Here is a 16,976-nt window from a genome sequence, read left to right as displayed (position 1 = left end):
GGGGCCGCTGCGCCCCCGCTTCTTGAAACCCATGCGAACAAGGAGGAACACCATGGCACTTCCCACCGAAAAGCCGTCCTACGGCCCCCTCGACGGCGTCAAGGTCGTCTACGCGGCGGTCGAGCTCGCGTGCCCGAAGGCCGCCGACCTCATGGCCGACTGGGGCGCCGACGTCGTCTGGCTCGAGAACACGGGCGCGGGCGACACCATCCGCGACACCCCCTACATCAAGCAGGCCGAGCGCCGCAACCAGCGCTCCGTGGCCCTGAACTACTTTTCCGAGGAGGGCAAGAAGGTCTTCTTCGACCTCGTCAAGGACGCCGACATCTTCATGGAGGCCTCCAAGGGCGGCACCTGGGCGCGCAAGGGCATCACCGACGAGGTGCTCTGGGAGCTCAACCCGAAGCTGGTCATCGTGCACGTCTCCGGCTTCGGCCAGGAGGGCGACCCCAAGATGGTCAAGCGCGCCGCCTACGACCTCACGGTCATGGCGTACTCCGGCATCATCATGCAGAACGGCACCGAGGAGCAGCCCATGCTGCCCGGGCCCTACGCCGGCGACTACTTCAACACGCTCATGATCGCCTCCTCCGCGCTCGCGGCCCTCTACAAGGCCGAGAAGTCCGGCAAGGGCGAGTCCATCGACCTGGCCATGTACGAGACGCTGCTGGCCATCGGCCAGTACTACCTGGTGGACTACCTGAACGAGGGCATCAAGTGGCCCCGTCCGGGCGCGCGCAACCAGAACCTCTGCGGCATCGGCGAGTTCAAGTGCAAGGACGGCTTTTTGGGCGTGTGCCTCTACGGCGTCGACCAGAACAAGTACTTCCTCGAGACCATCGGGCTGGGGCACCTCTGGGGCACCGAGGCCATCCCCGAGGACACGAGCGGGCTGTGGCTGTCCAACCCGCACGCCGACGAGATCCAGAAGGCGTTCGAAGACTACTGCCTGGCGAACTCCAAGTACGACATCGAGGAGGACTTCGCGGCGCACCGCATAGCGGCCCAGGTGGTCAACGACATGGAGGACCTCGTGGAGGAGGAGCACCTGAAGCTCCGCGACACGTGGGTGGACTGGGAGACGGCCGACGGCGAGACGTTCCACGGCTTGGGCGTGTTCCCGAAATTCAAGAACAACCCCGGGGCGATCTGGCGCCCGATGCCTCCGCAGGGCGGCGACACCGTCGACGTCATGACGAAGCTGGGCTACACGCCCGAGCAGATCGACGAGCTTGCCGCGGCCGGCGTCGTGAAGGTCGGCTAGGGCGTTCGCCGTCCGCCGTTCCGGGAGCTGCATCCCGGGGCGGCGGGCTCTGCGGATGCGCGGCCCGCATCGACGCCGCGCATCCGCTCGATGCTGCCCTCGTCGGGAGGGGCCCCGTGCATGGCGGCATCGAGCGGATAGCCGGGGAATCGGAGAAGGAAGAGGTGAGGCGAGTGACGGACATCGTGGGGAACGAAACGGTGCGCAGCCTGTGGGACGGCCTCGTGGCCGCCTGCGGCGAGCGCACGTTTCTGCGGTTCCGCAACCGCGCCGACGAGACGCGCTCCTACACGTACCGCGCCTTCGACGAGGAGATCAACCGTGCGGCCAACGTGTTCCTGTCGCTCGGTGTGGAGCGCGGCGAGCGCGTGGCGGTGCAGCTGTGCACGTGCCCCGAGTTCATGGTCGCGCTGTTCGGCCTGGCCAAGATCGGTGCGGTCATGGTGCCCATGAACGACCAGTACCGCGCCGAGGAGGCCGCCTACGTGCTGGAGGGCACGGAGGCCACGTGCGCGGTCATAGAGCCGAAGTTCTTGGGGCTCTACGCCGAGCTGCGCGATGCAGGCGGGCGGCTTCCCAAAGGGCTCTTGGTCGCGCGCATGGACGAGGACGACGTGGAGGGCGCGGCCGAGGCCCGCGCGGAGCTCGCGGCCGACCCGCTGCTGCGCGACTTCACGGCCCTGCGGGCGGGGGCGCCCGTGGGGCTTTCCGCGCGTTGCGAGCTGTCCTCTGACGACCCGGCCGAGATCATCTTCACCTCGGGTACCACCTCGCGCCCCAAGGGCGTCGTGCTGACGCATGCGAACATCCTGTTCAGCGGCCTGTACGCCGACTGGGAGGTGTCGCTCACGCGCGATGACCGCCTGCTCACCACCATGCCGGCCTGCCATTCCAACTTCCAGCTGGCGGCGCTCATGCCCGTGCTCACGGCCGGCGCCGAGCTCATCGTGATCGAGAAGTACAGCGCGAGCCGCTTCTGGTCGCAGATCCGCGAGTTCCGCGCCACGGTCACGCAGTGCGTCGCCATGATGCTGCGCACGCTCATGCTGCAGCCCGCATCGCCGGAGGACCGCGACCACGAGCTGCGCGAGATCCTCTACTTCCTGCCGGTGACCACGGGGGAGAAGGAGGCGTTCGAGCGCCGCTTCGGCGCGCGCCTCATGAACACCTACGGCTCCACCGAGACCGTCGGCTGGGTGCTCACCGACCCGCCCTCCGGCCCGCGCAACTGGCCGAGCGTGGGGCGCGCGGGCCTGGGCTACGAGGTGCGCGTCATGGGCGACGACGGCGCGGAGGCGGCCCCCGGCGAGGTGGGGGAGATCCAGGTCAAGGGCGTGCCCGGCCGCACGGTGATGAAGGGGTACTTCCGCAACCCCGAGGCCACGGCGGCCGCGTTCACCGAGGACGGCTGGCTGCGCACGGGCGACAAGGGCTACATGGACGAGAGCGGCTGGTTCTTCTTCGTGGACCGCAAGGCCAACATGATCAAGCGCGCGGGCGAGAACATCTCGGCCGGCGAGGTGGAGAACGTGCTCGAGTGTCACCCGGCCATCGCCGAGTCGGCGGTGATCGGCGTGCCCGACCCCATCCGCGACCAGGCCGTGAAGGCGTTCGTGCGGCTCGAGGCCGGCGCGCGCCTGACCGAGGAGGAGGTGCGGGCGCACTGCGAGGAGCACCTGGCCCCGTTCAAGGTGCCCTCCCTCGTGGAGTTCGTGGAGGACTTCCCCCGCACGTGCAGCATGAAGATCGAGAAGAAGCTGTTGAAGTAGGGACGCGGGTGGGGCGGGGATCGCGGGTGGGACAGGGGGGGGGGTGAGACAGGGGGACGGTTCTCTTGTCCCGCGAATTCAGTGGGACAAGAGAACCGTCCCCCTGTCTCACCCCCCCCCCTGTCCCACCCGCAGAACCAGTGACCGTATTCGAATGTGAAGGAGAGGGAGCCATGGCTATCAGCACCGAGATCGTGGGCAAGGAGTTCGGGCCGTTCGTCCGCGAGTACACGTTCAAGGACCTGGAAATCTGCGCGCTGGGATGCAACGCAGGTTTCGACGGGCAGACCGACCTCATTTACGTGAACGAGAAGGACGCCGCCAACCCCGACCTCAAGGTGCTGCCCATCTTCGGCGTGCCGCTCACGGTGCACGAGGAGATGACGCGCACGCTCGATTACGGCTACGACTACGAGGGCTCGCTGCACTACGGCTTCGAGATCCGCCTGCACGCGCCGTTCAAGATGAACGACCGCGTGGAGACGTTCGTCACCCAGGACGCGCTGTACGACCGCGGCGAGGGCCGCGGCTGCCTGTCGAAGCAGACGGGCCGTTCCTACTCCTCCGACGGCACGCTCTTGTGCGAGACCGAGACGTGGGACGTGTGCATCTACGACGGCGGCTGGGGAGGCCCCAAGCCCCCGAAGGACATCGTCGAGATGCCCGACTGCGCTCCCGACGCCGTGGTGGCCGAGACGATGCCGCTCAACATGCCGCTCATCTACCGCCTCATGGGTGACTGGCACCAGCAGCACATCGACTTCGCCTACACCGGGCAGACGGGCCTTGCGCGCCCCATCGCGCACGGCGTGAGCCTGGGCGGCTTCGCGATGCGCCACATCATCAGCTCGTTCTTCCCGGGCGAGCCCGAGCGCATGACGCGCTTCAAGACCCGCATCACCTCGCCGGTGCTGCCGGGCACCGCGCTCGAGACCCGCATGTGGAAGGTGGGCGAGAACGAGATCCGCTTCCAGCTGGTCGACGCCGACGCCGACCAGACGGGCGCCAAGCCGCATCTGAACTTCGGCATCTGCGAGTGGGACTAGGCGGTTCTGCTAAGACGAGAAGGTGGTGGCACCATGATCGATAACGTCAAACAACTTACCCAGGTGGCAAGCCCTCCAACCTCCCAGCAGGCAGCCGATGCCGCCCTGCAAATCGGTGGGGAAGTGGTGGACGCCACGAAGCGCGTCGTGAGAAAGACGCTCGACGATGTGTCAATGACCCCCTTCCTGCGCAAGATCACGTTCTTCGCCAGCGGCGGCGCCTTCCTCGACGGCTATGCGCTCTCGCTCATCGGCGTGGCGCTCACCCAGATCGTGCCCGCTTTCTCGCTCGCACCTGAGCAGAGCGCCCTCATCGGCGCGTCGGTGCTCGTGGGCATCTTCTTCGGCACCATCCTCGGCGGCTACGTCACCGACCGCATCGGCCGGCGCAAGATGTTCATCGCCGACGTAATCGCCATCTGCCTGTTCTCGCTGTGGAGCGTGTTTGCCCAGGCCCCGTGGGAACTCGCGGCGGCCCGCTTCTTCATCGGCCTGTTCATCGGCGCCGACTATCCCATAGCCACTTCGCTCATCGCCGAGTTCGCTCCCAAGAAGAGCCGCTCCATTAACATGGGTATCGTGTCGGCGGCGTGGTATCTCGGTGCCACGGTGGCCGCGGTGGTAGGGTATGCGCTCTACAGCGTCGACGATGGTTGGAAGTGGATGCTTGCCTCACCTATTCCCATTTGCATCTTCCTGCTCATTGGTCGCAGTCAGGTGCCCGAGTCGCCCCTGTGGCTCACAAGCAAGGGACGCACCCGGGAGGCGCACGCCGTCATGGAACGCGTCTACGGTATGGACGTGGAAATCGAACGCCCCGAGGTGGGCAAAAAGAAGATGACCGTGCTCGCCATCTTCCGCGGCGGCTATCTCAAGCGCATTGCGTTCCTCGGCATCCTTACGCTCTGTCAGGTGGCTCCCATGTACGCCATCTACACGTTCGGACCCGAGATCATGACCGCGTTCGGCCTGGGTGCGGGGCATGAGGCCATTCTCGGCGAGAGCGTGGTCAGCCTGTTCTTCCTCATCGGCTCCATCCCGGCCATGTTCTGGCTGAACTCCATGGGGCGACGACCGCTGCTCATCCGCTCGCTCGCCCTCATGGCCGTGGGGCTGGTCATCTTGGGGCTGTTCCCCGACGCGCCGGTGTTCGTGGTGGTCATCGCGTTTGGCCTGTACGCGTTCTTCAGCGGCGGTCCGGGCATCCTGCAGTGGCTCTATCCCAACGAGTTGTTCCCGACCGAGGTGCGCGCCTCGGCGGTGGGCATCGCCATAGCGTTCTCGCGCATCGGCACCGTGGTGGCCACGTACGGCACGCCGCTGTTCCTGGCCGCGTTCGGCGTGGGCCCCACCATGCTCGTGGCGGCCGGCCTCGTGATTCTGGGCCTGGTGCTGTCGGTGCTCATGGCGCCCGAGACCCGCGGAAAGACTCTTGAGGAGACGAGCGCGCTCGACCCGGGAGACGCGCGCCCGCGCGGCGCGTAGGGCAAAGCGCCCGCGCACGGTCATCCCGGGCCCCGAGGCCAGGCGGAAGCGCCCGCCGGGATGGCCTCGGTCTTCCAGCTCGCCCGCACTCCCGGCTCGCCCCCACATCCCTGCCCGATGGGCGCGGGCCGCCTGGCTCGCATGCGCCTGCTCCCTTTTTCGCGTCCAACGGTCAAAAAAGAGCCGGTTTGGCAATCTGCAGGATGGCCCAGACGCTTCGCTTCGGCCTTCTGCTCGAGAAAAGCCTGGTCGCTTTCCCTCTGAATTCAGCAAAGCATTTTGACGATTGCCAAACCGGCTCTTTTTTGACAGTCGAAGGCCTTTTCAACGTCAGGGGCGGGGTAAGCGCGGGTTTTCCAGGAGCATCCCATGCAAGACGTGCTGCCTCGCACGCCAGGAAGGCTGCCCGCTGCGCAAGCGCACCCCGAGCCGCGTCCGCAGGATCTGCGCGATGCGGTCGAGTTCGATGAGGTTCCGGGCGCTGCCCGACGTTACCGACACCACCGTGAACCCGCGGTTCAGGAGGACGTTGCGCCTTCTCGCGTCGTCCGCTGCCTGCCTGGGCCCGTGGAACTCCGAGCTGTCGTATTCGAGGGCGACGCGGGCCTCGTGCCAGACGAGGTCGCAGAAGCACTGCCGGTCCCCGGGGGCCAGCCGGCCGCGCCGCTTGGGCCGGACCTCGCGGTTCATCTGCGGTTTGGGGAGGTTGTACCCGCCCAAGCGCAAAGGAAGGCACAGCAGCATGACCATGCACGTCTCCATGGGCGAGGCAGAGCCGGAGGCGATGAAGCGCAGCGCCTTGCGCGCTTTGACGGTTCCCGGCATGTCGCCGGCCGCTTCGATGAAGCGGCCGAGGCGGGCAACCGTGGTGAAAGGGCGCTCGAAGCCGTAGTCGGCACGGGCGACCGTCGGTATGCCGTACGTGCCGCAAAGCTCGAAGCCGAGCCTGACGAGCGCGATGGGCGGCAGCTTGGTCGCCATCTGCACGAAGCAGAGCTCTGGCGAGCTGACGAGCACGCCCTCTGCAAGGCGGACGAAGGATCCCCGCGGATAGGTCGATGAGCTCACGTGGCAGGTCGCGAGTTCGCTCCTGCTGCGGTACGCGGCGTCGGGCACGAGGACGTGCAGGGGAAACGCCAAGTTGGCGATCTCGCGGCCTATGCTTTGGATGTCGCGCAGGGCGACCTTGCCCTGGGGCAGGGGTCGGCCCGTCCGCCAGCAGGGGGTCTTGCGCGGGTCGGCGTGCAAGGCGAGCGCAGCCGTCCCCTCCTTCAAGGAGGACCATACTTGGAGGGCCGATATGTGGCTGACAAATACGCTCATGCTGCCAACCTAGCATGGCCGTCGTGCGGTTGCCAGCATGTGAAGAGTACGTTGACCAGGTGTTACCATGAGCAGAATTTCCGCTGGATCTGCGTCGGGATTCTGCTGGATTCCTGCAAGATCCGTGCAAGGTCTCTGCAAGGTCGACGGAGGGGGCCGCGAAATGCGGACGCGCATGTCGCGGTTTTCGCCCTTCCCTGCCAAAAAAGAGCCGGTTTGGCAATCGACGAGAGCATGGTTTGCACAGCGGTTTCACGTGAGCTGGGGCGATAGGCTGTCGAATGCCGCGCAGGAGGGGCGAGCGACGCTTCCGGATTGCCAAACCGGCTCTTTTTTGGCAGGGAAGGGCATATTCGGCGGCAGGCTGGGTTCTGTAAGGGAAGCGAGGCTTCGGGGAGAGGGCGAAAACACGCTCTCCAAGGGAGAGGGCGAAAGCATGCTCCCCGAATGAAAACCCCGGGCTGGCGAGGGCCCGGGGTTTAGCGCGCCGGCGGGTGGTCCGCAGGCGCCGAATCGGCCCGCTGAAGCGGGGAGGGGAGGTAGGCTACTTGCCGATCCAGTTCGGCTCGCGCTTCTCGACGAAGGCCGCGGGGCCCTCTATGCCGTCGGCGGTCTTCTCCAGGAAGCGGTAGGCGGCGTCCGAGTAACGCATCGCGTCCTCCTCGGACATCTGGTCGGCGGCGTGCACGATGTACTTGGTCCACTTGAGGGCCAAAGGAGCGTTCTTCAGGCAGGCCTCGGCCAGCTCGATGGCCTTGTCCATGACCTCCTCGGCCGGCACGACGTAGTTGACCAGGCCGAGCGCCTTGGCTTCGGGGGCCAGGATCTTCTTGCCGGTGAGCAAAAGCTCCATGCAGTCCTTGCGGTTGATGTCGCGGGCGAGGCGCACGAGGCCGCCGGTGGAGGCGATGATGCCCAGGCCCACCTCGGTGCAGCCGAACTTGGCGCGTTCGGAGGCCACCACCATGTCGCAGGACAGCGCGATCTCCATGCCGCCGCCGGCTGCGGAGCCGTTGCAGGCCGCGATGACGGGCTTGGAGCACAGGCGCGCGGTCAGGCCGCCGAAGCCGTGCTCGGTCACGGTCTGGCACTCGCCGCCTTCGCTGAGCTCGGAGAGGTCCTCGCCCGCGCAGAACACCTTGCCCGTGCCGGTGACGATGATCGCGCGCACCGCGGGATCGGTCTCGGCGTTGTTCATGATGTTCTCCATGGCTTTGGAGGTCACGCCGTTGAGGGCGTTCGCCACCTCGGGGCGGTTGATGCGGATGATCAGCAGGCCGTCCTCGCGAAGCTCGGAAACGACGGTGTCGGTGCCAAAGTAATCTGCCATTGCTCCTCCTTGAATGGTTGCGACTCTCTGCGTATGCCGGACGTTGGCTGGCTCGCTCGCTCCCGTTTGAAGCAGGGGGGGGGCTTGCAACGTGTCTGCCGCATCCGACGAACTGCCGTCCATGATGCGCCCCTCGTGCGCGCAGCGCATCGCAAGGCGCGCGGTAATTGCCCGCTACTCAAAAACGTGCCATCGCAAGAAAGTGAGTAGGCGCCCCTTCCGCACGGTGCGGCGCGTGCGAAGGGGGAGGGCGCCCGAAGCTGCAGCGCCCGGTTCGGGGAGGGATCGAAGGCGGAGCATCGGCGTTGGAAGGCATCCGTGCGAGGGCGGGCATAGGAGGAGGGGGCGGCTCTCCTCCGTATGGAGCGGGTGCGGAGTGCGATGTGCCCGATAAGGCTGCGAACGCATTGCCGATATGTTGGCTGGATTTGAATAACACCAGGTCAGTAATCGTTAGTTTTTGAGTATCGAGGGTTTCACAGCGATTTTGCGATGACGTGGCGCCGCCGTGGCCGCACACTGCCCTCAACGCGCTGGGAGGCGGACGGCTTTCGAGGATTACGGAAGGTCGGAAACCTCCTGGCAAGAACCCCCGCACCCAGGTACATCACACGAGAAGGGAAAGGTACAGGATGAACATCGTTGCTGCTTTCAAGGTGGTTCCCGACGATCAGGATATCCAGGTGTCAGCCGACCGCACGCTCGACTGCTCCAAGGCCAAGGGCATCGTGTCCGCCTACGATCTGAACGCGCTCGAGGCTGCGGCCCAGCTCGGCGCCGCGAGCGAGGACTCGCGCGTGGTGGCCGTCACTGCCGGCCCCTCGTCCATCAATGACTCCAAGCTCAAGAAGAACGTGCTCGCCCGCGGCGTGGACGAGCTCTTCATGGCTGCCGATGACGCCTACGCGAACATGGACGCCCATGCCGCCGCGGCCGCCCTCGCCTCACTCGTGGAGCAGGTGGGCGCCTACGACCTCATCCTCTGCGGTGACGGCTCGGCCGACAACTACGCGCAGCAGACCGACGTGCAGCTGGCTGCCAAGCTCGGCCTGCCCGTGGTGACCGGAGCGACGAAGATCGAGGCAAGGGAAGGCGCCGTGGTGGTCGAGCGCACGCTCGAGGACGTCGTCGAGACCGTCGAGGTCCCGCTGCCCGCCGTCGTGTCCGTTGCCCCCGACATCGCCGTGCCGCGCATCCCCGGCATGAAGGACATCCTCGCCGCCGGCAAGAAGCCCATGAACGTGTTCGGCGCTGACGCTGCGACGGATGCCTCGCTCGAGACGGTCTCGTGCCTCGCACCCGAGCAGGCCGACCGCAAGCAGCAGGTCGTGGACGCCTCGTCCGACGGTGCCATCGAACAGTTCGCCGCCGCCCTCAAGGCCTCCCTGTAATCTGCGCGTCCCCTGTCAACCCATAGCATTCGAAGAAAGGCTGGATACCATGAAAGCACTTGTCATCGCCGAACGCGCCGACGCCGCCCGCGAGTTGGCCGCCGGCGCCCGCACCCTGGCCGACGAGGTCGTCCTCTTCTCCTTCGGCGAGGCCCCCGCGGCCGTCGCCGACAAGGTCGTGAGCATCGCCGTCCCCGAGGGTGCCGTCCTCGACGACGCGGCCGACACCGTGATCGCCGTGTTCGACGCCGAGCAGCCGGGCATCGTCGTGGCCGAGCCCACGCGCCACGTGAAGACCATCGTCGGCAAGCTGGCCGCGCACGCGGGCACCTCCGTCGTCACCGACGTCATGGCCTTCGAGGACGCCGGCGCCCGCAGCATGTATTTCGGCGGCGTGGCCGAGCGCGTGCAGAAGCCGGTCGGCGGCGTCGCCCTCTACACGGTGGCCCCCGGCGCGTTCGAGGGCCTCGAGGCCTCCGGCGCGAATGTCCTGGAGGAGGCCGCCTGGGTCGCCCCGGCGAACCCTGTGAAGCTCCTCGACTCCAAACCCATCGAGAAGAGCGGCGTGGACCTGTTCAAGGCCGACGCGGTCGTGGCCGCGGGCCGCGGCTTCGCCGAGGAGGCCGATCTCGACCTCGCGCGCGCCCTCGCCGACAAGCTGGGAGGCGGCCTGGCCTGCTCGCGCCCCCTCACCGAGGGCGTGAACTGGCTCCCTACCGAGCTCTACGTGGGCGTCTCCGGTCTCATGCTGTCGCCGAAGGTGTACGTGGCGGCCGGCATCTCGGGCCAGATGCAGCACATGGTGGGCTGCAACCGCTCCGGCGCCATGTTCGCCATCAACAAGGACAAGAACGCGCCGGTGTTCAAGCAGTGCGACTACGGCCTGATCGGCGACGTGAAGGACGTCCTGCCGAAGCTCGTGGCGGCCCTGTAAGGCACCTGGCCGGGGAGGCTCCGTCAGCGCCCAGTCGCTCGGACAGCCCTCGCTTCGCTGCGGAACTCGCTTGGTGGGCGCAAACGAAGCCCCCCACGTTGACTTCGCTGTCGCCATGAGATTCGGCCGGTGGCCTTGCTATTGAACTAAGTAAGAAAGAAAGGAGCGCACGATGTCTGAAACCGATTTCGACGCGATCGTCGTCGGCTCCGGGTGCGCGGGGGCCGTGGCGGCCTACGAGCTCGCGAAGGCCGGCAAGAGCGTGCTCGTGGTCGAGCGCGGCAACTTCGCCGGCGCCAAGAACATGACCGGCGGGCGCATCTACTCGCACTCGCTCAAGAAGGTCTTCCCCGACTTCGAGCAGGAAGCTCCCCTCGAGCGAAAGATCACCCACGAGCGCATGGCGTTCATGGACCCCGCCGCGCAGATGGCGGTCGACTTCACGAGTCCGGAGCTCGCGGAGGAGGGCAAGGACTCGTACTCCGTGCTGCGCGCGCCCTTCGACCAGTGGCTGGCCTCCAAGGCCGAGGACGCGGGCGCGGAGTACATCTGCGGCATCGCGGTCGAGGAGCTCCTGAAGGACGGTGCGGGCCGCGTGACGGGCGTGCGCGCCGGCGAGGACGAGATCACCGCCGAGGTGACGATCCTCGCCGAGGGCTGCAACACGGTGCTCGCCGAGAAGTGCCTCGGCAACCCGCGCCCGAAGCCCTCCCAGATGGCCGTCGGCATCAAGCAGGTGTTCGAGCTGCCGGCCGCCCAGATCGAGGACCGCTTCCTCGTGGCGCAGGGCGAGGGCGCGGCGATGCTGTTCGTGGGCGACTGCACGCACGGCAACGTCGGCGGCGGCTTCCTCTACACGAACAAGGACTCGATCAACCTGGGGCTCGTGGCGACCATCTCGACGGCGGCCGACGGCGCGAACCCGCACCCGGTGTACCAGATGCTCGAGGACTTCAAGGGCCACCCGGCCGTGGCTCCCATCATCTGCGGCGCGAAGCTGGTCGAGCACTCCGGCCACATGGTGCCCGAGGGCGGCTACGACATGGTGCCGCGCTACGTGTTCGACGGCTGCCTCGTGGCCGGCGAGACGGCGGGCCTGTGCATGAACATGGGCTACCAGGTGCGCGGCATGGACTTCGCCGTGGCGTCGGGCCAGATGGCGGGCCAGGCGGCCGTGCGCGCGCTCGACGCGGGCGACACCTCGGCCGCGGGCCTGGCGTCGTACAAGCAGGCCATGGAGGACTCGTTCGTCATCAAGGACCTCGAGACCTTCCGCAAGTGGCCCCACACCATGGAGGGCTGGTCGAGCATGTTCACCGACTACCCGGTCATGGTGAAGGAGATCTTCAACGTCCTGTTCAGCGTGGACGGCGAGCCTCAGAAGCCGCTCATGAAGCGCATGATGCCCATTGTGAAGAAGCGCGGCCTGTTCAAGCTGGCCGGCGAGGTGAGGAAGGCGGTGAAGTCGCTGTGAGCAAGGTCAAGGAGATCACAGTCAACGTCGACGAGTTCCTGGCCATCGACAAGTACGAGGTGGACGAGGAGAACGCCCACATCGAGCTGGTCGAGGACCCCGACACGGAGGAGTTCCTGAAGCTCGTGCGCGTGTGCCCGGCGGCCCTGTACAAGATCGACGAGAACGGCGCCAAGTCCTTCGACTACGCCGGCTGCCTGGAGTGCGGCACCTGCCGCATCGCCTGCGGCGGCACCATCGTGGAGAAGTGGGAGAACCCCCAGCCCACCATGGGCGTGGAGTACCGCTTCGGCTAGGAAGGAGGCAGGGGAGCGGACACCCGCTCTCCTGCCTTCCCGCTCCCCGTCGGTTACGCGAGGGTTTCAGCCGGGTAGCAGCCGGCAACGCTTCCCGCCGCCCGCTCGTGCGGGCCTTACAGTAGAGGCTCCATCGAACGCAGCGAAAGGAGCCCTACCCATGAGCACCCTCATCGTGCTCGGCTATCCGAGCGAAGAAGAGGCGAAATCCGCCTACCAGAAGGTCCTCGACCTCGACAAGAACCTCATCGTCAGCCTCCAGTCCATCGCCGTCGTGGCGCGCCATGCCGACGGCAAGTACGACGTGGTCACGCCCGGCTCCAAGGTGGGCACCTCCACGGTGTGGGGCCTGTTCTGGGGCGTGCTGTTCGGCCTCTTGTTCTTCGTGCCCGTGTTCGGCGCGGCCATCGGAGCCGGCATCGGCGCGCTGACGGGCGCCATCGTGAAGCACGGCGTGGACAAGGACTTCCAGGACCGCGTGCGCAACCTGCTGTCCTCCGACGACAGCGCCGCCGTGTTCATGGTGGTGGACGAGATGACCACCGACAAGTTCATCGACGCCATCCGCCCGTTCGGCGGCGACGTGCTGCAGACGTCGCTGTCCGTCAAGGACGAGGACGAGCTCAAGCACGCCCTCTTCAAGAACTAGGCACGGTACCGCATCCCCCTGCGTGCCCGGCCCCGCGCTCCTCAACGACGAAGCCGCCCCTGTGGGCGGCTTCGTCGTTTCCGCACGCTCTTGCCGGCCGGGCGCCGGCGCTTCTTCGCGCATCCGGCCTCGCGGCCGCCCGCCCGCAAGGCCGGATGCGCCGCCTGTTACGCCCGTGCCTTCTTGCGCAGCCCCCAGGCGTACAGCCCTGCCATGACCACGGCCGCCCCTCCCGTGAGCACCACGATGCCCACGACGAAGTTCGTCCACGGCAGCGTGGCCAGCACGGTGGCCACCGACGTGAGGATGCTGTACGAGAAGTTCGAGAACGACGACGCCGCGCCCACGCGGTCGTCCGGCTGGTCCAGCAGCACCACGAACGCCATCGGTCGCACGATGCCCTCGGCCAGCGCATAGGGCACGAAGGCCACGAGGAACAGCACCGGGCTCGCGGTGCCGAACGCCGCCATGAGCGCGAACGAGAGCACGGTCAGCCCCACGCACAGCTTCAGGATGCCGCGCACCTTCATGGACTTGGACAGCCACACGTACACGTACGGCGCCGCGATGGTGACCACGCACGCCGCGGCGTAGATGCAGCTGTACGTGAAGTACGATACGGCGAAGAAGTCCATGAGCACGTAGGACACCACGGCGATGAACGCGAAGTACGGCATGCCGGCCACGCCCATGAGCAGCGCGAGCGCCATGAACGAGCGGTCGCCGCCGAGCGCGCGCACGCCGCGCAGCATGTCGCGCAGCGAGTCGGCCACGCCGGGGGCGGGCGCGTCGCCGCGCAGGTGCGTCTCGGATATGAGCAGCGACAGCAAAAACCCGATGACGCCGCACACGGCCAGGAACTCGAAGATGCCGCGCCAACCGGCCAGGCTCAGCACGAACGTGCCGAGGAACGGCGCGAGCGCTGGCCCGATGATGATGAGCGACTGCAGGCATGTCATGGCGAGCTTCAGGTCGGGTCCCGCGTAGGCATCCTTGATCATGGCCGTCTCGATGGTGGACACCGCGCCGTAGCCGAGCGCCTGCCCGATGCGGAAGGCCACGAGGAACTCCACGTTCGGCGCGAGGGCGCACAGGATGGAGGACGCGGCGAACAGGCCGCAGCCGGCCACGAGCACGGGGCGTCGTCCGAAGCGGTCGCTCACCGGCCCCGCGAGCACCACGCCCACGGCGCAGAATGCGAAGAACACGAACACCGTCAGGTTCAGGTAGGCCGCCGACACGTCGAAGGCGCGCTGCATGCTGGGCAGCGCCGGCACGTACATGTCGATGGACAGGATGAGAAGCAGGTTGATGGAGAGCGCGCAGACGAAGAACGAGCGCGGTCCCAAGTGCTTCTGGGGAACGGAAAGCTGCATGGAAGATCTCCTCGGACGGTCCTTTTGGCCGCACAGGTGCGCGAACCCGCTCGCCAGTATAGCACCGCTCCCTGCTGCACAGCGCGTTGACCAGCACTTAGTCTCAAATCGAGAACCCCGTGCACGCGAGGAGCAAAGTGCGACTGGAAGGAGGGCGTCTTGCGAAGGGCGCTCGGCCGCGCACCCGGCGCGGTGCCGCGAGCCGGCGAGCTCGTGCTGCCGCGCCAAGTTGCCGAGCCCGCACACCTTCCGCGCCCCTTGCGGGCTCGCAGGCCGTTTCAGGGGGTGCGCCCCGCCCCGTTTCGGGGGATAATGGCCGGCATACGATTTCGCGTCGAGCAAGAGGGGATTGCCGTATGGACGAGAACAAGCTGGGGAAGAAGATAACCACCCTGCGCGAGGCGCACCACCTGACGCAGCAGGACCTGGCCGACCGCAGCCAAAGCGACCTGTCCGTCATTGCGGGCCTCGAGGCGGGCGACGTTCCCGCATCCCTGGCGCCGCTCATCAAGATCACGCGCGCGCTGGGGGTGCGCCTGGGCACGCTCATGGACGACGACGAGAACCTGGGGCCCGCCTACATCGATGCCGAGCAGATGCGCGAGGTCGAGCGCGTGAAGAGCCTCGAGACCACCTCCGGCGGCGACCTCAGCTACTTCAGCCTGGCGGCCGGCCGCCCGTCGCGCCATATGGACCCGTTCGTGATCACGGTGGACCCCACCGGCGAGACCGACCACGAGCTGGTGGGCCACGAGGGCGAGGAATGGCTCTTCGGCATGGAGGGCTGCATCGAGATAGAGTACGGCCGCGAGGTCTACGTGCTGCACCCGGGCGAGAGCATTTACTACGATTCCATCGTGCCGCATCAGGTGCGCGCCCACGACGGGCAGAAAGCCAAATTCTTGGCCGTCGTGTACACGCCGATCTAGGGAGGCGACATGACGACCGAGGAAACCCCCGCGTCCGGCCCCGTCCCGGGCGATCCCGACTACCCGCTGCACTCCGAGAAGACCATCGGCCGCTACTTCCGCGACCAGGTGGCCATAGACCCCGACCATGAGTTCGTCGTGTACCCCGACCGCGCGCTGCGCTGGACGTACAAGGACTTCGACGAGCGCACCGACAACCTGGCCCGGGGACTCCTCGCCATCGGCCTGCGCCCCGGCGACCACCTGGGCGTGTGGGCGCGCAACATCCCCGACTGGCTCACGTTCATGTACGCCACCGCCAAGATCGGCGTGGTCATGGTCACGGTGAACCCCATCTACAAGTCCCACGAGCTGGACTACGTGCTCAAGCAGTCGGACATAAAGGCGCTCTGTGTCATCGACGCCTACCGCGACGTGGACTACCTGCAGATCATCCGCGAGCTCGTGCCCGAGACGCTCACCCAGCAGCGCGGCTACCTGGAGTCCGAGACGTACCCCTGCCTGAAAAGCATCATCTACATGGGGCCCGAGAAGCACCGCGGCTGCTACAGCGTGCCCGAGCTCATCCTGCTCGGGCAGCATGTGCCGGCCGACGCGCTCGAGGAGGCGGAAACGCACTTCGACAACAACAGCGTGGTCATGATGCAGTACACCTCCGGCACCACGGGCTTCCCGAAGGGCGTCATGCTCACGCACCGCAACATCCTCAACAACGGCTTCTACATAGGCGAGGGGCAGAAGCTTAGGTCCCAGGACCGCGTGACGCTGCCGGTGCCGTTCTTCCACTGCTTCGGCTGCGTGCTGGGCGTCATGGCCAACCTCACGCACCGCTCCACCATGATCATCGTGGAGGACTTCGACGCGGGCCTCGTGCTGCAGGCCATCCACAAGGAGCGCGCCACGGCCGTCTACGGCGTGCCCACCATGTTCATCGCCGAGCTCAACCATCCCGATTTCGACACGTTCGACCTGTCCAGCCTGCGCACGGGCATCATGGCCGGCAGCCCCTGCCCGCCCGAGACCATGCGCGAGGCCATGGACAAGATGAACCTCGCCGAGATCACCATCTGCTACGGCCTGACCGAGACGAGCCCCGTGTTCACGCAGACGAGCGCCGACGACGACATCGCGCACAAGTGCGAGACGGTGGGCCGGGCGCACCCGCCGGTGGACGTGCGCGTCATCGACCCGGCCGACGGGCACATCTGCGGCGTGGGCGAGCCGGGCGAGCTGTGCTGCAAGGGCTACAACGTGATGAAGGGCTACTACAAGATGCCGGAGGAGACGGCGCGCGCCATCGACGCCGACGGCTACCTGCACTCCGGCGACCTGGGCACCGTGGATGAGGACGGCTACTACCGCGTGACCGGCCGCATCAAGGACATGATCATCCGCGGCGGCGAGAACATCTACCCGCTCGAGGTGGAGAACTTCCTGCTCACGATGCCCGGCGTGCTGGACGCGCAGGTGGTGGGCATCCCGGATGCGCGCCTCGGCGAGATCGTGGGCGCGTTCATCCGCGTGCGCCCCGGCTACGAGGCCATGACCGAGGACGACGTGCGCGCCTTCTCCATCCCGCGGATCGCGCGCTACAAGGTGCCCAAGCGCGTGTTCTTCGTGGACGATTTCCCCATGACGCCGTCCATGAAGGTGCAGAAGTTCAAGCTGCGCGAGATGGCCGAGGAGCTGGTGCGCGCGGGGAGGTAGGAA

14 protein-coding genes are annotated in these 16,976 nt (G+C 66.9%); 11 read left to right on the top strand and 3 right to left on the bottom strand.

Annotation, left to right across the window (positions count from 1 at the left end):
* Positions 1-52 precede the first annotated feature (52 nt).
* The 4 genes from caiB (at position 53) to K9U15_RS08215 (ending at position 5,564) form a co-directional block, all read left to right on the top strand.
* Positions 53-1,264 (top strand): L-carnitine CoA-transferase, encoded by a 1,212-nt coding sequence (gene caiB / locus K9U15_RS08230; protein WP_096226688.1) that lies wholly within the window; start codon positions 53-55, stop codon positions 1,262-1,264.
* Between the two features lie 164 nt (positions 1,265-1,428).
* A complete protein-coding gene (gene caiC / locus K9U15_RS08225; RefSeq protein ID WP_367316878.1) occupies positions 1,429-3,033 on the top strand; it encodes a crotonobetaine/carnitine-CoA ligase in 1,605 nt (534 codons plus the stop codon).
* 173 nt (positions 3,034-3,206) lie between these two features.
* The gene (locus K9U15_RS08220) at positions 3,207-4,079 is read left to right on the top strand and encodes a MaoC/PaaZ C-terminal domain-containing protein (protein WP_096226685.1); all 873 of its coding nucleotides are present in this window, start codon (positions 3,207-3,209) and stop codon (positions 4,077-4,079) included.
* A 33-nt stretch (positions 4,080-4,112) separates the two neighbouring features.
* Positions 4,113-5,564 carry an MFS transporter gene (locus K9U15_RS08215; RefSeq protein ID WP_154270495.1) on the top strand — a complete coding sequence of 484 codons (1,452 nt, stop codon included), beginning with the start codon at positions 4,113-4,115 and terminating at the stop codon, positions 5,562-5,564.
* A 330-nt stretch (positions 5,565-5,894) separates the two neighbouring features.
* On the opposite strand, the gene K9U15_RS08210 is transcribed toward K9U15_RS08215, so the two are convergent.
* Together K9U15_RS08210 and K9U15_RS08205 are read right to left on the bottom strand one after the other, a co-directional pair.
* A complete protein-coding gene (locus tag K9U15_RS08210; protein ID WP_227153920.1) occupies positions 5,895-6,839 on the bottom strand; it encodes an endonuclease domain-containing protein in 945 nt (314 codons plus the stop codon).
* Positions 6,840-7,431: 592 nt separating this feature from the next.
* Positions 7,432-8,217: an enoyl-CoA hydratase-related protein gene (locus K9U15_RS08205; protein ID WP_096226681.1), complete on the bottom strand. Its 786-nt coding sequence runs from the start codon at positions 8,215-8,217 to the stop codon at positions 7,432-7,434.
* A 632-nt stretch (positions 8,218-8,849) separates the two neighbouring features.
* Here K9U15_RS08205 and fixA point away from each other — a divergent pair.
* From fixA to K9U15_RS08180, 5 genes are all read left to right on the top strand, one after another.
* Positions 8,850-9,608 carry a putative electron transfer flavoprotein FixA gene (gene fixA / locus K9U15_RS08200; RefSeq protein WP_096226679.1) on the top strand — a complete coding sequence of 253 codons (759 nt, stop codon included), beginning with the start codon at positions 8,850-8,852 and terminating at the stop codon, positions 9,606-9,608.
* Between the two features lie 49 nt (positions 9,609-9,657).
* Positions 9,658-10,542, top strand: coding sequence for an electron transfer flavoprotein subunit alpha/FixB family protein (locus K9U15_RS08195; protein ID WP_096226677.1), 885 nt, complete (start codon positions 9,658-9,660; stop codon positions 10,540-10,542).
* 172 nt (positions 10,543-10,714) lie between these two features.
* Positions 10,715-12,016, top strand: a complete 1,302-nt coding sequence (locus tag K9U15_RS08190; RefSeq protein WP_096226675.1) for an FAD-dependent oxidoreductase — start codon at positions 10,715-10,717, stop codon at positions 12,014-12,016.
* Complete coding sequence (locus K9U15_RS08185; protein WP_096226674.1) at positions 12,013-12,312, top strand: ferredoxin family protein; 300 nt, start codon at positions 12,013-12,015, stop codon at positions 12,310-12,312. Before K9U15_RS08190 ends, K9U15_RS08185 begins: the two co-directional genes overlap by 4 nt.
* Positions 12,313-12,472: 160 nt before the next feature.
* A complete protein-coding gene (locus tag K9U15_RS08180) occupies positions 12,473-12,961 on the top strand; it encodes a DUF1269 domain-containing protein (protein ID WP_015538683.1) in 489 nt (162 codons plus the stop codon).
* A 167-nt stretch (positions 12,962-13,128) separates the two neighbouring features.
* Here the strand turns inward: K9U15_RS08180 and K9U15_RS08175 are convergent, their stop codons facing one another.
* Positions 13,129-14,337: an MFS transporter gene (locus K9U15_RS08175; RefSeq protein WP_301155887.1), complete on the bottom strand. Its 1,209-nt coding sequence runs from the start codon at positions 14,335-14,337 to the stop codon at positions 13,129-13,131.
* A gap of 356 nt (positions 14,338-14,693) precedes the next feature.
* Here K9U15_RS08175 and K9U15_RS08170 point away from each other — a divergent pair, with 356 nt between their 5' ends.
* A complete protein-coding gene (locus tag K9U15_RS08170; RefSeq protein WP_096226672.1) occupies positions 14,694-15,266 on the top strand; it encodes a helix-turn-helix domain-containing protein in 573 nt (190 codons plus the stop codon).
* 9 nt (positions 15,267-15,275) lie between these two features.
* Positions 15,276-16,973 (top strand): AMP-binding protein, encoded by a 1,698-nt coding sequence (locus tag K9U15_RS08165; RefSeq protein ID WP_301155886.1) that lies wholly within the window; start codon positions 15,276-15,278, stop codon positions 16,971-16,973.
* Positions 16,974-16,976: the final 3 nt, after the last annotated feature.

It is taken from the genome of Gordonibacter sp. RACS_AR68 (assembly GCF_030418485.1).
Taxonomy (GTDB): domain Bacteria; phylum Actinomycetota; class Coriobacteriia; order Coriobacteriales; family Eggerthellaceae; genus Gordonibacter; species Gordonibacter urolithinfaciens.
This window is presented reverse-complemented; position numbering and strand designations above follow the sequence as displayed.

Bases quoted from the DNA above. Each gene is read 5' to 3' on its own strand.
- K9U15_RS08190 (WP_096226675.1), top strand. From the start codon at position 10,715: ATGTCTGAAACCGATTTCGACGCGATCGTCGTCGGCTCCGGGTGCGCG.
- K9U15_RS08220 (WP_096226685.1), top strand. From the start codon at position 3,207: ATGGCTATCAGCACCGAGATCGTGGGCAAGGAGTTCGGGCCGTTCGTC.
- fixA (WP_096226679.1), top strand. From the start codon at position 8,850: ATGAACATCGTTGCTGCTTTCAAGGTGGTTCCCGACGATCAGGATATC.
- K9U15_RS08170 (WP_096226672.1), top strand. From the start codon at position 14,694: ATGGACGAGAACAAGCTGGGGAAGAAGATAACCACCCTGCGCGAGGCG.
- K9U15_RS08165 (WP_301155886.1), top strand. From the start codon at position 15,276: ATGACGACCGAGGAAACCCCCGCGTCCGGCCCCGTCCCGGGCGATCCC.
- K9U15_RS08180 (WP_015538683.1), top strand. From the start codon at position 12,473: ATGAGCACCCTCATCGTGCTCGGCTATCCGAGCGAAGAAGAGGCGAAA.
- K9U15_RS08175 (WP_301155887.1), bottom strand. From the start codon at position 14,337: ATGCAGCTTTCCGTTCCCCAGAAGCACTTGGGACCGCGCTCGTTCTTC.
- K9U15_RS08215 (WP_154270495.1), top strand. From the start codon at position 4,113: ATGATCGATAACGTCAAACAACTTACCCAGGTGGCAAGCCCTCCAACC.
- K9U15_RS08195 (WP_096226677.1), top strand. From the start codon at position 9,658: ATGAAAGCACTTGTCATCGCCGAACGCGCCGACGCCGCCCGCGAGTTG.
- caiB (WP_096226688.1), top strand. From the start codon at position 53: ATGGCACTTCCCACCGAAAAGCCGTCCTACGGCCCCCTCGACGGCGTC.
- K9U15_RS08205 (WP_096226681.1), bottom strand. From the start codon at position 8,217: ATGGCAGATTACTTTGGCACCGACACCGTCGTTTCCGAGCTTCGCGAG.